This window comes from Mesorhizobium sp. L2C066B000, assembly GCF_000502335.1.
Taxonomy (GTDB): Bacteria; Pseudomonadota; Alphaproteobacteria; order Rhizobiales; family Rhizobiaceae; genus Mesorhizobium.
The window spans coordinates 1,449,691-1,463,973 of sequence record NZ_AYWZ01000001.1; the positions used below are offsets into that span (position 1 = coordinate 1,449,691).

Annotated in this window: 10 protein-coding genes; 1 reads left to right on the top strand and 9 read right to left on the bottom strand. The window is 64.9% G+C overall.

Going from position 1 to position 14,283, the window contains the following annotated elements; all coding sequences use genetic code 11:
* Positions 1–153: 153 nt before the first annotated feature.
* From X733_RS159205 to X733_RS159185, 5 genes are all read right to left on the bottom strand, one after another.
* Entirely contained in the window at positions 154–2,601 is a 2,448-nt protein-coding gene (locus X733_RS159205) for an FAD-dependent oxidoreductase (protein WP_023818028.1), read from the bottom strand.
* Positions 2,598–3,779 carry a pyridoxal phosphate-dependent aminotransferase gene (locus X733_RS159200; RefSeq protein ID WP_023818029.1) on the bottom strand — a complete coding sequence of 394 codons (1,182 nt, stop codon included), beginning with the start codon at positions 3,777–3,779 and terminating at the stop codon, positions 2,598–2,600. Before X733_RS159200 ends, X733_RS159205 begins: the two co-directional genes overlap by 4 nt.
* A complete protein-coding gene (locus tag X733_RS159195; protein ID WP_023710796.1) occupies positions 3,779–4,678 on the bottom strand; it encodes a homocysteine S-methyltransferase family protein in 900 nt (299 codons plus the stop codon). The genes X733_RS159200 and X733_RS159195 overlap by 1 nt, the downstream gene beginning before the upstream one ends.
* Positions 4,675–7,128 carry an FAD-dependent oxidoreductase gene (locus X733_RS159190; RefSeq protein ID WP_023818030.1) on the bottom strand — a complete coding sequence of 818 codons (2,454 nt, stop codon included), beginning with the start codon at positions 7,126–7,128 and terminating at the stop codon, positions 4,675–4,677. Before X733_RS159190 ends, X733_RS159195 begins: the two co-directional genes overlap by 4 nt.
* A 95-nt stretch (positions 7,129–7,223) precedes the next feature.
* Positions 7,224–7,787 carry an XRE family transcriptional regulator gene (locus X733_RS159185; RefSeq protein ID WP_081740595.1) on the bottom strand — a complete coding sequence of 188 codons (564 nt, stop codon included), beginning with the start codon at positions 7,785–7,787 and terminating at the stop codon, positions 7,224–7,226.
* Positions 7,788–8,048: 261 nt separating this feature from the next.
* Here X733_RS159185 and X733_RS159180 point away from each other — a divergent pair, with 261 nt between their 5' ends.
* Complete coding sequence (locus X733_RS159180; RefSeq protein ID WP_023700347.1) at positions 8,049–8,753, top strand: nitroreductase; 705 nt, start codon at positions 8,049–8,051, stop codon at positions 8,751–8,753.
* 18 nt (positions 8,754–8,771) lie between these two features.
* Here X733_RS159180 and X733_RS159175 read toward each other — a convergent pair whose 3' ends face one another.
* The 4 genes from X733_RS159175 to X733_RS159165 form a co-directional block, all read right to left on the bottom strand.
* Positions 8,772–10,214, bottom strand: coding sequence for an MFS transporter (locus tag X733_RS159175; RefSeq protein ID WP_023818032.1), 1,443 nt, complete (start codon positions 10,212–10,214; stop codon positions 8,772–8,774).
* Positions 10,215–10,367: 153 nt separating this feature from the next.
* Complete coding sequence (locus X733_RS0134190) at positions 10,368–10,985, bottom strand: sarcosine oxidase subunit gamma (protein ID WP_050586999.1); 618 nt, start codon at positions 10,983–10,985, stop codon at positions 10,368–10,370.
* Positions 10,978–13,989 (bottom strand): sarcosine oxidase subunit alpha, encoded by a 3,012-nt coding sequence (locus X733_RS159170; RefSeq protein ID WP_023818033.1) that lies wholly within the window; start codon positions 13,987–13,989, stop codon positions 10,978–10,980. Before X733_RS159170 ends, X733_RS0134190 begins: the two co-directional genes overlap by 8 nt.
* Positions 13,986–14,282, bottom strand: a complete 297-nt coding sequence (locus X733_RS159165) for a sarcosine oxidase subunit delta (RefSeq protein WP_023670367.1) — start codon at positions 14,280–14,282, stop codon at positions 13,986–13,988. Before X733_RS159165 ends, X733_RS159170 begins: the two co-directional genes overlap by 4 nt.
* Between the last annotated feature and the right edge of the window lies 1 nt (position 14,283).

Consider the following 14,283-nt stretch of genomic DNA (forward strand, 5'->3'; position numbering starts at 1 on the left):
CTTGTGGGGAGGGTCGCGCAGCAAATGCCGCAAGGCGGCTTTTGCGAAGCGGGGTGGGGGGCCTCGTAGGGCGCACCCCCACCCCGTCTCGCAATCGCCGCTTCGCTCCGACTGCGAGCCGACCCTCCCCACAAGGGGAGGGTAAAAAGGTGGCTACATCCTCGTCCGTTCCGCCTTGGGATCGTACATCGGCTTCAGCGATGCTTCCGCCGCAAAACGCTCGCCGGCGATCTCGATCTCGTAGGACGAGGCCAGCACATCCGCCTCACTCTCGCCCTGGCAGGGCACATAGCCCAGTCCGATCGCGCCGCCGAGATGGTGGCCGTAATTCCCCGATGTGATCGGGCCGACGATCTTGCCGTCGCGCAGGATCGCCTCGTTGTGGAAGAGCAGGGGTTCAGGGTCTTTCAAACGGAACTGCACCAGCCGGCGCGACAGGCCGGCTTCTTTTCTCTTCAGCACCGCATCGCGGCCGATGAACTCGCCCTTGGCGGTTTTGACCGCAAAGCCGAGGCCGGCCTCCAGCACATTGTCCTCGTCGGTGATGTCGTGGCCGAAATGCCGAAACGCCTTTTCGATGCGACAGGAATCGAGCGTATGCAGGCCGCAAAGTTTCAGGCCGACATCCGCCCCCGCCTCATCGATCGCCTCGAAAACATGGGCAGCCTGGTCGGTAGAGACATAAAGCTCCCAGCCGAGTTCGCCGACATAGGTGACGCGGTGGGCGCGGGCGAGGCCCATGCCGATCTCGATCTCCTGGAAGGTGCCGAACGGATTGTTCTCGTTGGAGAAATCGTTAGGGCTGACTTTCTGGATCAGCTTTCGCGCATCCGGACCCATCAGGCAGAGCACGCTTTCTGCCGCCGTCACATCGGTGATGACAACGAATTCCTCGCCGACATGCCGCCGCAGCCAGGCGAGATCGCGTTGCAACGTCGCGCCCGGTACGACGAGGAAATAGGCCGTGTCCGACAGCCGCGACACGGTAAGATCGCTCTCGATGCCGCCGCGCTGGTTGAGCATCTGAGTGTAGACGATCTTGCCCGGCGCCACGTCCATGTCGTTGGCGCAGAGCCTTTGCAGGAACGCGCAGGCATCGCGGCCTTCGACACGGATCTTGCCGAACGAGGTCATGTCGAACAGGGCGACCTTGTTGCGGACCGCCAGGTGCTCCTCGCGCTGGTTGTCGAACCAGTTCTGCCGCTTCCAGGAATAGCGGTATTCGCGCTCCTGTCCCTTGCGGGCGAACCAGTTGGCGCGCTCCCAGCCGGCGACTTCGCCGAACACGGCGCCGCGCGCCTTCAGGTGTTCGTGCAGGGGCGAGCGCCTGACATTCCTGGACGTTGCCATCTGCCGGTAGGGGAAATGGTCGGCATAGAGCAGGCCGAGCGTTTCGGAGACGCGCTCCTTGAGATACCTACGGTTCTTCTGGAACGGCTGGGCGCGGCGGATGTCCACTTCCCAGAGGTCGAAAGGCGCTTCGCCGTCGTTGATCCACTGCGCCAGCGCCATGCCGGCGCCGCCGGAAGAGACGATGCCGATCGAGTTGTAACCGGTCTCCATCCAGTAGCCACGGAGTTCCGGGGCCTCGCCGAGATAATAGCGGTCGTCGGGGGTAAAGCTTTCGGGGCCGTTGAAGAAGGTGTGAATGCCGGCGGTTGCCAGCATCGGCATGCGGTTGACGCCCATTTCGAGGATCGGCTCGAAATGCTCCATGTCCTCCGGCAACTGGTCGAAGCAGAAATCCTCGCTTATGCCGTCCATGCCCCAGGGCTTGGCCACAGGCTCGAAGGCGCCGAGCATCATCTTGCCGGCGTCTTCCTTGTAGTAGGCGCATTCATCGGGAACGCGCAGCACCGGTAGACGACCGAGCCCGGGGATCGGCTCGGTGACGAGATAAAAATGTTCGCAGGCATGCAGCGGGATGGTGACGCCGTTCTGGGCGCCGAGCTCGCGCGCCCACATGCCGGCGCAGTTGACGACGATGTCGGCCTCGATCGTTCCCTGATCCTCGCCTTGCGCCCACGACACACCGGTGACGCGACCGGCCTTGGTATGGACCTTGGTGACCTTCACATTCTCGACGATGGCGGCGCCACGCTGGCGGGCGCCCTTGGCCAGCGCCATGGCGATGTTGGCCGGATCGCACTGGCCGTCGAGCGGCAGATGCACGGCGCCGACCACGTCGGACACGTTGAGATGCGGGTACATTGCCTTGACTTCGTTCGGCGAAATCTCGCGCACATCGACATCGAAGGCGCGGGCGAGCGAGGCCTGCCGGTAAATCTCGTGCTTGCGCTCCTCGGTCAGCGCCACGGTGATCGAGCCGACCTGGCGCATGCCGGTGCCGACATCCGTTTCGGCTTCCAGCTTGACGTAGAGGTCGGCCGAATATTTCGCCAGCCGCGTCATGTTCTGCGAGCCGCGCAGCTGGCCGATCAGGCCGGCGGCGTGCCAGGTCGTTCCCGAGGTCAGCTGCTTGCGTTCCAGCAGCACGATGTCGGTCCAGCCGAGCTTGGCCAGGTGGTAGGCGACCGAACAGCCGGAGACACCGCCGCCGATAATAACCGCGCGGGCCTTGGTGGGAATGCTTCTGGTCATGCGGCCTCGCGGCGATAGCCGGCTGCGAAGCGGCGCAGGCGTTTTGCGGCTTCCTGAAGCACCGGTTCCGGTTGGCAGAGGCTGATGCGGATGTGGCCGGCAGCGGCCTTGCCGAAGCTGGAACCCGGCATGACGCCGACACTCTCCTGGTCGAGAAAGGCCCAGGCGAATTTCTCGTCGTCGGGCTCGACGGCGGAGATGTCGAGCATGACATACATGCCGCCCTCCGAGCCGTGCACGCTGATATTGTTCATGCCGCGCACGGCGTCGAGCAGGACGGTGCGGCGTGCCGCATAGCGTTCGGCGATCTCTTTCACGCCATAGCGGTTCTCCAGCGCCTCGGCGCAGGCGATCGAGATGAAGGCCGGCAGGCCGTAGGTCGTCACCAGATTGAGATTGGTCAACAGCGTGATCATCTGCGTCGGGCCGGTCAGCCAGCCCATGCGCCAGCCGGTCATGCCATGGCTCTTGGACATCGAATTGATGACCAGCGTGCGCTCCGCCATGCCGGGCAGGCCGCGCGGCGAGATGTGCTCGCCGCCACCTAGCGTCCAGTAGACCTCGTCCGACAGCAGCCAAAGATCGTGCTCGCGGCAGATCTCGGCCAGCTCTTCCAGACGCTCACGCGAATAGACGGCGCCGGTCGGGTTGTTCGGCGTGTTGATCAAAATGGCGCGCGTGTTGGGCTTGAGCGCAGCGCGGATCATCTCGGCGTGCGGCTGGAAACCGTCTTCGGCCGGCGTCTCGACGACGGTGAAGCTGGCGCCGGCGGCGCTGAACGTGTTGGGATAAGTCGCGTAGTAGGGCGCCACCACGATGGCGTGGTCGCCCTGGTCGAGAACGGCCTGCACGGCAGCGTAAAGGGCGGCCTGGCCGCCCGGCGTGGCGATGACTTGGTCAGGCGCCGTCTCGACCCCGGTGCAAGCGGTCGAGGCCGCCGCCATCGCCCTGCGCAGGCGCGGAACGCCGGGAAGCGGGGTGTAGTGGTGGTTGCTGCCGCGAACCGCCGTCACGCAGGCTTCGATGGTCTGGCTCGGCGTATCGAAATCATGGTCGCCGACCGACAGCATGATGATGTCCTGGCCCGCCTCCTTGCGGGCCCATGCCTCGGTGTGGACCTCCCAGCCATCCTTGCCCGAAGGCACGATGCCGGAAATGCGCGATGACGGTCTGGGCATCAGGATACTCCCGAGATTTCGTGGCCGGCCTGTTCGAGCCAGTCGCGCAAGGCGGCGATGTGGGCAGGGCCGACTTCGCAGCAGCCGCCGACGATGGTGGCGCCAGCGGCGACCCAGCCGAGCGCCTGGTCGGCATAGGCATCCGGATCAAGGTCGTGGCGTGCGTGCAGCACTTCGACCGTTCCGCCATGCTTGAGCGCTTCGACAGAGGTGAAGCCATTGGCATAGGCGCCGACCGGGCCGCCGAGAGCAATCAATTCGGGCAGTGCCGCGGCGATAGCTTCTGGCCGGCAGCAATTCACCAGGCGCGCTGCAACCGTCAGGCCGTCGAGGGCGTCCGCCGCTGCCGCTATTGTTTCGCCGCTGCGCAGCCGCGGCGCGCCGTGATCGGCGAGCGTCCAAGACACCCAGACAGGTTTGCCGCTTTCCGACGCAGCGGTAACGGCCGCACGGCCTTCCTCGGCTGAGGCCATGGTCTCGCACAGGAACAGGTCGACGCCATCGGCCTGCTCGGCGACGATGCGGCGATAGATGTCCAGCGTCTCCTCGAACGATATGGCCAGCGCCGGCGCATAGCTGCCGAACAGCGGTGACAGGCAGCCGGCGATCGCTGCATCGCCTGCCTCGTCGCGTGCCTGTCTTGCCAATTCGATGCCGCGCTTCTGCAAGGGCTTGAAGAGATCTTCTGCTCCTTCCCGCGCGAGCCGCTCCGGCGTTGCCGAATAGGTGTTGATGGTGATGACGCGAGCGCCGGCCCGGATGAATTCGGCATGCAGGTCACGCACCAGATCCGGCTCGTCGATCAGCACCCTGGCCGACCAGAGCGGCGTCGGCTCGGAGCTGCTGCGGCGGACCAGTTCCTGGCCCATGCCGCCATCGGTGAGAATGACTTTCTTCATGCTCTCAGTCTTTCGTTTTTCGGATCCCACAGCGGCTCGTCTTTCTGCACGACCGCCCTGAAACGATCGCCAAAAATTTCAATCTCGATCGCGGTATCGGGTTCAGCCAGGTCGGCGCGCAGCATGCCGAGCGCGATCGATTTGTCGATGCGATGCCCCCAGCCGCCGGACGTCGTCTCGCCGACGATCTTGCCGTCATGCCAGAGCGTCGACACGGACGGCGCGTCGCAATCGCCTGGGTTTTCGACCACCAGCGTGACGAAGCGCTTCTTCACGCCTTGCTGCTTTTCGTTCTGCAGGGCTGCCTTGCCGCGGAAGTCGGGCTTGTCCCATTTGACGAAGCGCTCGAGCCCGCCCTGCAGGACCGTATAGTCGGTCGACAGGTCGCCCTTCCAGGTCCGGTAGCCCTTTTCGAGGCGCAGCGAATCCAGCGCGTACATGCCGAACGGTTTCAGACCGTGTTTTTGTCCCGCCGTCCAGACGGCGTCGAAGATGGCGGCGGTGTCTCCCACCTTGGTGTGGATTTCCCAGCCGAGTTCGCCGGCGAAGGATACCCGCACCAGCTTCGCCCAGCGGCCGGCGATGGTGGTTTCCTGATGCGTCAGCCAGGGCAGCGAGAGATCCGCGCCACAGACCTCGGCCAGGATCTTGCGCGAACTGGGGCCGGCGAGGATTTGCGTCGAATAGTCTTCGGTCCTGTCGGTGAGGGTGAAAGCCGCGTCCTTCGGCAGGCGCGACTTCAGCCATTCGAAATCGTGCCACTGCGCTACCGCCGCGGTGATCAGAGTCATCTGCTCTTCGCCATGGCGCACCACCGACATCTCGGTGACGATGCGGCCTTTGTCGTCGGCGAAATAGGCGAGGCCGATTCGGCCGGGCTTGGGCACCAGGCCGGTGACCTGCAGCGCTAGCCATTCGGCTGCACCAGGACCGTCGAGGTTGAAGCGCGAGAAGCCGGGCAGGACCAGAATGCCGGCGGCGTCGCGCACCGCCAGGCATTCTTCGCGGACGCGGTGCTGCCACGGCCCGTCGCGGCGGAAGGTGAGTGTTGCTTCTTCCGACGTGTCGTCACCGGGTTGCGCATACCAGGTGGCACGCTCCCAGCCATTATAGGCGTCGAACTGGGCGCCGAGTGCCTTGATGCGATCGTGGATCGGCGACAGCTTGCGGTCGCGCCCGGCCGGCCAGGCATGTCGCGGAAACTGGATGGCGTATTCGTTGCCGTAGATCTCCATACCCTTGGCGACGCTATAGTCGGGGGCGGCCGCAAATGAGGTGAAGCGGCGCGGGTCGCAGGACCACATGTCCCATTCGGTCTGGCCTTGCGTCACCCATTCGGCCAGCACCTTGCCGGCACCGCCGCCCTGGGCGATGCCGAATGTGAAGACACAGGCCTCGAAAGCGTTGGGAACGCCGGGCATCGGACCGATCAGCGGATTGCCGTCCGGCGCGTAAGGGATCGGCCCGTTGATCACCTTGGACAGGCCGGCAGTGCCCAGGATCGGCACGCGGGCTACGGCATCGGCAAGGTAGTGCTCGAGACGGTCGAGATCGTCGGGGAAGAGCTGGAAGGAAAAGTCCTCCGGCATCGGGTCATTGTGGGTTGCCCAATGCGCGCGGCAATTGCGCTCATAGGGACCGAGATTCATGCCGTTCTTTTCCTGGCGCAGATAGTAGGAGGTGTCGACGTCGCGCAGCAGCGGCAGCTTCTTGCTCTGCTCCTTCGACCACGCCACTAGTTCGGGGATTTCCTCGAATAAGATGTACTGATGGCTCATCACCATCATCGGGACGTCGCGGCCGAACATTTTGCCGACTTCCGCGGCTCGGTAGCCGGCGGCGTTGACGACGATTTCGCAACGGATCTCGCCTTGCGGCGTCCCGACAACCCATTCGTCGTTCTCGCGGCGCACACCTGACACCGGACAGAAGCGGACGATCCTGGCGCCCATGTCGCGCGCACCCTTGGCCAGTGCCTGCGTCAGCTGCGCGGGGTCGATGTCGCCGTCGTTTGGATCGTAGAGCGCACCTTTGAGGTCATGCGTCTCGATGAAGGGATAGCGGCGCTTGACCTCATCAGGGCCGACAATGGCGATGTCCATGCCCTGGTAGCGGCCCATGCCCTTGGCGCGCTGGAACTCCTGCATGCGCTCCTTGGTGTGGGCGAGGCGGAGCGAGCCGGTAACGTGGTAGTTCATGGGATAGTCGACCGCGTCGGCGAGACCGCGATAAAGCTCGGTCGAATAGCGCTGCATGTTCATCAGCGACCAGGACGACGAGAAGGTCGGCACATTGCCGGCGGCATGCCAGGTCGAGCCCGATGTCAGCTCGTTCTTTTCAAGCAGCACGCAGTCGGTCCAGCCCGCCTTGCACAGATGGTAGAGCGAGGAGGTGCCGACGACGCCCCCTCCGATGATCACCACGCGTGCCGTGGTCGGCAAACCGGCCATATTCTTCTCCCAAACCTGAAGCGCGCCGCGCTTCTATCTTTTTGCTTGATGCATGTCGTTTCCCAAAACCGCTGCACACTTTGGGCGACATGCATTCAATAAACAGGCGGTGAAACCACCCAGATGACCACGGCCGGCTCGGTGCCAGGGTTGCGCCAGCGGTACGGCTTGCGCTCGAAGCGAAAGGAATCGCCTTCGCCGAGCCGGTGCCAGACGCCGGCTATCTCGATCTCGAAAATGCCAGAGGCGATGTAGCCGGCTTCCTCGGTCGGCCGCAGCTGCTCGCTCTTCATCTCGGCGCCCGGCGCGAAGATCGAACGCACCATCTCGAAACTACCGCCGAGATCGGGCGACAGAAGCTCCTCCACGAGGCCGGATTCGCTTGTGCCAAGCGTGCGCCGGCTGCCGGCGCGCACGATGACGCCGCGCTCCTTTTCGATCGGCACGTCGTGGCTGAAGAACAGGCTGAGCGGCACGCGGAACAGGTCTGCGAAGGCCCTGAGGTCGCCAAGCGAAGGGATAGACAGGCCGCGCTCGACCTGGCTGACCCAGCCGACAGAGCGGCCAAGCTTCAGCGCGATCTCAGCCAGCGTCAGCCCACGCGCCTTGCGCAGCGCACGGAGGTCGCTCGCCAGCAGGCGGTCGTCAGGTCCCTGCAATGTTTTGGGGATAGCTGGGGGCAAAACGCTCACTTGATGAAAAACTGGAATTGAATTTCATGAGAGCTCATGTCCGTGAAAAAATCAAGCGAATTTTCATGGACACACAAGATTTGCTTGCGCGATTTTGGAGGTTCATGCAAAGGCTCTGGCACGAGCGGCGGGTGTGGGAATGCGGGTCGGCGACCAAGGATTGAAATCTGCGCAAGGTCTTCTCCGATAGCCGGTTCGGCTTTCGAAGTGTGCGCAAAGGGACGGCCCATGCTGGAAAAAAATGGCCTGGCAGCGCATAACGCGGCTGTTGTCGACGAGGCGATCATCTCGCGCCGTTCAGTGCGCGCCTTCCTGCCCGACATGGTCGATGACGAGACGATCCGAGCCATTCTCGGCGTCGCCGCGCGCGCGCCTTCGGGCACCAATATGCAGCCCTGGCGGGTCTATGTCGTCAAGGGCGAGGTCAAGCAGCAGATCACCGATGCCATCCTGAATTCCGGTATCCGCGCCGAAAAGGCCGATTGGGACGAGTATCGCTATTACCCCACCCAGTTCTTCGAGCCGTATCTCACCCGCCGCCGCGCCAACGGTTTCGGGCTGTATGGGGCACTCGGCATCGGCCGCCGCGAGGTCGACAAGATGCGCGCCCAGCACGACCGCAACTTCGTCTTCTTCGACGCGCCGGTCGGCATGATCTTCACCATCGACCGGCGGCTGAACCAGGGCTCGTGGATCGACTACGGAATGTTCCTGCAGAACATCATGGTGGCGGCGCGAGGCAGGGGCCTGCACACCTGCCCGCAGGCCGCCTTCGCGCCCTATCACCGGCAGATCCGGCCGGTGCTCAACATCCCCGACGAGGAGATCGTCGTCTGCGGCATGGCGCTCGGCCTCGAGGATACGTCGAAACCCGAAAATGACTTCCGCACCGACCGCGTGCCGCTGGAAGAGTGGGTGACGTTCAGCGAATAGGGCTCGGCTACCGGGGCCTCATTCCACGTTCATCTGCGCGCCGTGGCCGCTGATATGGGCGCCGTCCTGAGGTGTCAGTCTGAGATAGGCAAACAGCGCACACAAAGTGATGACGCCCTCGACCACGAACAGGATGCGGAAGTCGTTTGTCACCGCCGGCCCGCCGCCAGCCAGGAACGACAACAGCGCCGCCGCCAGGCCGACGCTGATCGCTACCGCCAACTGCCACAGTATGTAGTAGAGTGCGCTGAAGCGGGCGAGCTGGTCGGGCGCGATGTCGGAATAGGCGAGATTGCCGGTCGAAGCCCATTGCGCCGAGCGCAGGACACCGAAGGCGAAGATATAGGCAAGCACGATCCAGACGGGCGTTGTTGCCTCTATCAAGGCGAAGCCCGCAACCATGGCGGCAACGATCGGCGTGTTGACAACCAGCACACGGCGAAAGCCGAAGCGGTTGAGCAGGCGCGGCATGAAGACACGCATGATCAGCGAGCCGATTGCGGCGACGAAAGTCAGCGATCCCGCCTGCACCGCGCTCATGCCGAAGCCGAGCTGGAACATCAGCGGCAAAAGGAAAACGACCGAGCTCAGGCCGATCGTGTCCAGCCCACCACCGGTGAGGAATGAGATGCGAAAGGTGCGGATGCGCAGGAGTTTCAGGTCAAGCAAGGGGTTGCGGGCGCGCAGGCAGTAGAAGGAGGCAAGCGTCAGTATGACGATCGCCAGCGCCAGCTCGGCCGCGATCATGCTGCCGGCGGCGTCTTTGGCCGCAAGCGAATCCATGCCGAAGACCAGCAGGACCATGCCGCTGCCGACCAGCAGGAAGCCCGGGAAATCGAACGGCGTGCGCACCGGTTTGGTAACGGCCGGAAACAGCGACGCGGCAAGAACGGCCGCGGCCAGCGCGAACGGCACGTTGATGAAGAAGATCCAGCGCCAGGAAATGTAGGTCGTCAGCGCGCCGCCGACTAGCGGGCCGACCAGCGGTCCGGACTGGCCGGCCAGCGAAATATACATGTTGATCTTCAGCGTGCGGCTGCGCGGGAAGGTCGACAGGATGACGACCTGGCCGAGCGTCCCCATCAAGGCGCCGCCGAAGCCTTGCAGCGCGCGGGCGCCGACCAGCGTCCAGATGTCGTTGGACAGGCCGCACAGCGCCGATGACGCGGCGAACACCAGCAAGGCGAAGCAGTAGACATTGCGCAGGCCGAAGCGGTCGGCGGCCCAGCCGCCGAGCGGCATCGAGATGATCAGGCTGGCGACATAGACGGTGATCAACAGGCCGAGCTGGCTCGGCGGCCGGCCGAGGCTGTCGCTGATGCCGGGCAGGGCGGTGACCACGACATTCTGGTCGAGGCTCGTCATGAACACACCGCAGGCGACCGTCAGCGGTAGCAGGAGCAAGGCTCTGGCCGACACATCGGCGCGATCCGTGGCGCCGGCGGATAGTTCTGCGGTCATGGGGATGTTCGAACCAAACGACGATGCCGACTCTGAGACGGGAGCTTTTTGATCCCCTGGGCCGGTTGGGCCACGTTCCCCACCATGGGCTTCCATTGGAGCATTCTCTAGCGGCAGAACCGGCTGGCCTTGAGGCCAGAACGGCTGTCGGCCCTACTGAACCTCGTAGCCGACCTCCTCGCTGGCATGGCAGAGCGCCTTCCAGAACGAGCGGGCGAAGGAGCGGAAGACATAGATGTCGAACTGGTCGGCGCCGGTGCGCTGGATCTGCGCAAAGACGTCGTGATGGGTGGTCGAACGGCCGGAGCCTATGGGGAACGCGGGCAGCGCAAAGTCGATGGCGAAGAATTTCGCCAGCACCCATTCGGCCTTAGGGCCGGCGATGCGGATAGCGGTGCGGCCATGCGACAGGTCGGTGATCGTGCCGATTGCCGGGGTTACGTCCCCGGCAAAACTCACCGCCAGGCCCTCGGCATCGTCGACGACCGTGAATTTTCCAGGCGCGAAACCGAACACGGCCTTGCCGAACTTGGCGAGACCGCCGCCGGCACCGTCGGGCAAAGCGAGGCCGGTGACCTTGCCGATCGCCTCGATCAGCTGCTTTTCCGCGCCCGGCCATGCGGCCAGCTGCAGGATCGAGCCTGGCCTGGTCTCGGTCAGGATGACATCGACGCCATGCTCGAAATTGCCGTGCGAACCCGGATGGAACACCGGCTCGAGCGGCGAGAGGCGCTCGGGTGATTGGCGTTCGGTTGATTGGCGCTCAGCCATGCATGCGGCTCCCGTCCGGGTCGTAGAAATGGTTGGAGACGATTTCGACCGGCCCGAACCGGTTGCGCAGCGGATCGGAGACAAACGCGCGGGTGCCACGGCGCGCCTTGCCGCCTTCGACCAAAGCGAGCGCGATGTGCTTGCCCAGCGCCGGCGAGTAGCAGCAGGCGGTAATATGACCGATGGAATCGTGCGGATTGGCCTCGTCCAGCTCCTCGACGATGTGGGCGCCGCCATTGAACGGCCGGTTGTCGAGCGAGACCAGGCCGACCAGCTGCAGCCGCTCGGGCGCGATCAGGCCTTCGCGGTCCATCATTGCCGAGCCGATGAAGGGCTTCTTCTTGGACAGCATCCAGTCGAGATGCAGGTCGCGCGCGGTGGTGCGGCCGTCGATCTCGGCGCCGGTGACATGGCCCTTTTCGATGCGCATCGTGCCCAGCGCTTCCAGCCCGTAGGTCACCAGGCCGAACGGCTTGCCGGCCTCAACCAGCGGTTCCCAGACATGGGTGCCGTAGCCGGCGCCGGAATAGACCTCGAAGGCCATCTCGCCGGAGAAGGACAGCCGGCAAATCATCACCGGCACGCCGGCAATCTGCCCGTGCACGATGCCCATGAAGGGCAGGGCTGTGTTGTCGACCGCTGTGCCGGTGACGCAGGCGGCGAGGATAGCCCGCGCCTTCGGCCCGCCGATGGCGGCACCCGCCCATTCGTCGGTTACCGAGGTGACGTGCACCTTCAGCTCCGGCCAGATGACGTCGAGGAAATATTCCAGATGCTGCATCACCTTGCCGGCGTTGGCCGTGGTGGTGGTCATCAGGAAATCCTGCTCGGCGAGCCGCCAGGTGGTGCCGTCGTCGAAGGCCAGCCCATCCTCGCGCAGCATCAGGCCGTAGCGGGCCTTGCCGACGGGGAGGGTAGAAAACATGTTGGTGTAGACGCGGTCGAGGAATTCACCGGCATCCGGTCCCTGCACGGCGATCTTGCCCAGCGTCGAGACGTCGACAATGCCGGCACTTTCGCGCGTCGCCCTGGCTTCACGGACATAGGCCTGCTCGACCGTCTCGCCGGCAAGGCCGTAGATCATTGGTCGATACCAGAGGCCAGCGGAATACATCGTCGCGCCATTGGCGAGGTGCCAGTCATGCATCGGCGTCAGCCGCTCGGGTTTCAGATCGCCGAAGCGCTCGGCCGCGAGCGAGCCGATGGAGACCGCCGAATAGGGCGGGCGGAAGCGGGTCGTGCCGACTTCGGGGATCGGTTTGCCCAGCGCCTCGGCCATGATGGCGAGACCCGGCACGTTGGAATTCTTGCCCTGGTCCGTCGCCATGCCGAGCGTGGTGTAGCGCTTCAGGTGCTCGACCGAGACGAAGCCTTCGCGATGCGCCAGCCGCACGTCCTCGGCGGTGACATCATGCTGGAAGTCGACGAAGCTTTTGCCTTTCGCCTTGATCTCGAACACCGGGGCCGGATCTGGGTTTCCCGGGGCTGCTTCGACATCCGGCAAGGCTGCCGGCGCAGCCGCTCCGCCCGCTGCGGACAGGCCGGCTGCGCGGCCCTCAGTGATCGCTTCGATGGTCGAGAAGCTGCCGTTGAAAGCACCCGCACCAATCCATTGCTGATTTGGCCAGCGCTGTTGCGTTTGCTTTGGCGGCAGGAAGGCCTGGCGGGCAGGATTCCACTCGGCTCTCGCGCCAGCCTGGCTGGCGAGGTGGATGGTCGGCGACCAGCCGCCCGACATCAGCAGGCTATCGGCGTGGATGCTGCGGGCGTCACCGCTGAGCGCGCCCGAGGTCATGTCGAAGCGCTGCACCTTGAGGCCGGAGAGCGCCTTGCCGCCTTCGGTGGCGACCACGGCATGGCCGGAGAGGATTTCGGCTTCGGCCTCGGTGGCGAGGCTGCGCATTTCGGCCGAAAGCTCGGGGCGCACATCGACGATGGCGACAATAGCCGCCCCGGCCTTCCTCAGCGCCAGCGCCGAGCGATAGGCGCTGTCATTGTTGGTGAACAGCGCGATCCTGTCGCCGGGCAGCACGCCATAATCGTTAGCATAGCGCTCGGCGGCATGCGCCAGCATGACGCCCGGCCGGTCATTGCCGGGGAACACAAGCGGCCGCTCGAAAGAGCCGGTGGCCAGCACCACCGTCTTGGCGCGGATCGCCCAGTAGCGATGGCGCGGCTCGCCCTTGCCGGGCGTTTCCTTGTGGTCGGTGACGCGCTCGAGCGCGGCTAGCGTGTTGCCGTCGTAATAGCCCCACACCGTGGTGCGCGGCAGCAGGCGGACCGTGTCATGTCCTTCGAGCTGGCTGACGGCGCGCGCCGCCCAGTCGGCGGCCGGCGCGCCGTAGATGGCCTCGCCGGACCAGTTGGCCGAGCCGCCGAAGCGCGGCTCGAGTTCGGCCAGGATGACGCGCGCGCCCTGGTCGGCAGCGGCCTTGGCGGCTGACAGGCCGGCCGGGCCTGAGCCGACCACCAGCACGTCGCAAAACGCGTTCATGCGCTCGTAGCGCGAGGTGTCGGCGGCAATACCGGCGCGGCCCAGGCCGGCGGCGCGGCGGATGAAATGCTCGCAGAACATCCAGAAGCGGGTGCCTTTCAGGGGGCCGAAGACAGGGCCCATGAAGGTCTTGTAGTAGAAGCCGGCGGCCAGGATCTTGCCGCCGAGCTGGTTGACGGCGTTGATGTCCCAGGCGAGCGAGGGAAAGCGGTTCTGGCTGACGGCCACCAGCCCGTCATAGATCTCGACCATGGTTGCGGCGATGTTGGGCTCGCGCACTTCGCCGCGCAGCACCGTCACCAGCGCGTTCGGTTCCTCGACGCCGGCCGAGAGCAGGCCGCGCGGGCGGTGGTATTTGAATGAGCGGCCGAAAAGCGTGACGCCGTTAGCAAGCAGCGCCGAGGCCAGCGTGTCGCCGGCATTGCCGGTGTAGGGCGTGCCGTCGAAGGTGAAGCGGATGGTGCGCAGCCGGTCGACGCGGCCGCCGGTCTCGGTGCGGCGCGGGCTCACGACTTGCCTCCGGCTTTGTGCCGGGCGGCGGCATTGTGGTCGCCGCGGGCGAAACCGGTGCTGGAAATCTCATGCGTGACCGTGTTGCGCACCATCCTCAGATGGGTGCGGCAGCCGCCCGAATGCTGCCAGATCTCATTGTGGTCGCCGGCCGGGTTCAGCCGATCGTAGACATAGGCGTTCCAGGCGTCGAGGTCCTGCGAGTTGGGCTGCGGGCGCTCGCGGTTGCCGTCGCCCTGATAGGTGAACTCGATGACGTCGCGCGGGCCGCAATAGGGACAAGTGATAAGCATT

Bases quoted from the DNA above. Each gene is read 5' to 3' on its own strand.
- X733_RS159205 (WP_023818028.1), bottom strand. From the start codon at position 2,601: ATGACCAGAAGCATTCCCACCAAGGCCCGCGCGGTTATTATCGGCGGC.
- X733_RS159200 (WP_023818029.1), bottom strand. From the start codon at position 3,779: ATGCCCAGACCGTCATCGCGCATTTCCGGCATCGTGCCTTCGGGCAAG.
- X733_RS159195 (WP_023710796.1), bottom strand. From the start codon at position 4,678: ATGAAGAAAGTCATTCTCACCGATGGCGGCATGGGCCAGGAACTGGTC.
- X733_RS159190 (WP_023818030.1), bottom strand. From the start codon at position 7,128: ATGGCCGGTTTGCCGACCACGGCACGCGTGGTGATCATCGGAGGGGGC.
- X733_RS159180 (WP_023700347.1), top strand. From the start codon at position 8,049: ATGCTGGAAAAAAATGGCCTGGCAGCGCATAACGCGGCTGTTGTCGAC.
- X733_RS159175 (WP_023818032.1), bottom strand. From the start codon at position 10,214: ATGACCGCAGAACTATCCGCCGGCGCCACGGATCGCGCCGATGTGTCG.
- X733_RS0134190 (WP_050586999.1), bottom strand. From the start codon at position 10,985: ATGGCTGAGCGCCAATCAACCGAACGCCAATCACCCGAGCGCCTCTCG.
- X733_RS159165 (WP_023670367.1), bottom strand. From the start codon at position 14,282: ATGCTTATCACTTGTCCCTATTGCGGCCCGCGCGACGTCATCGAGTTC.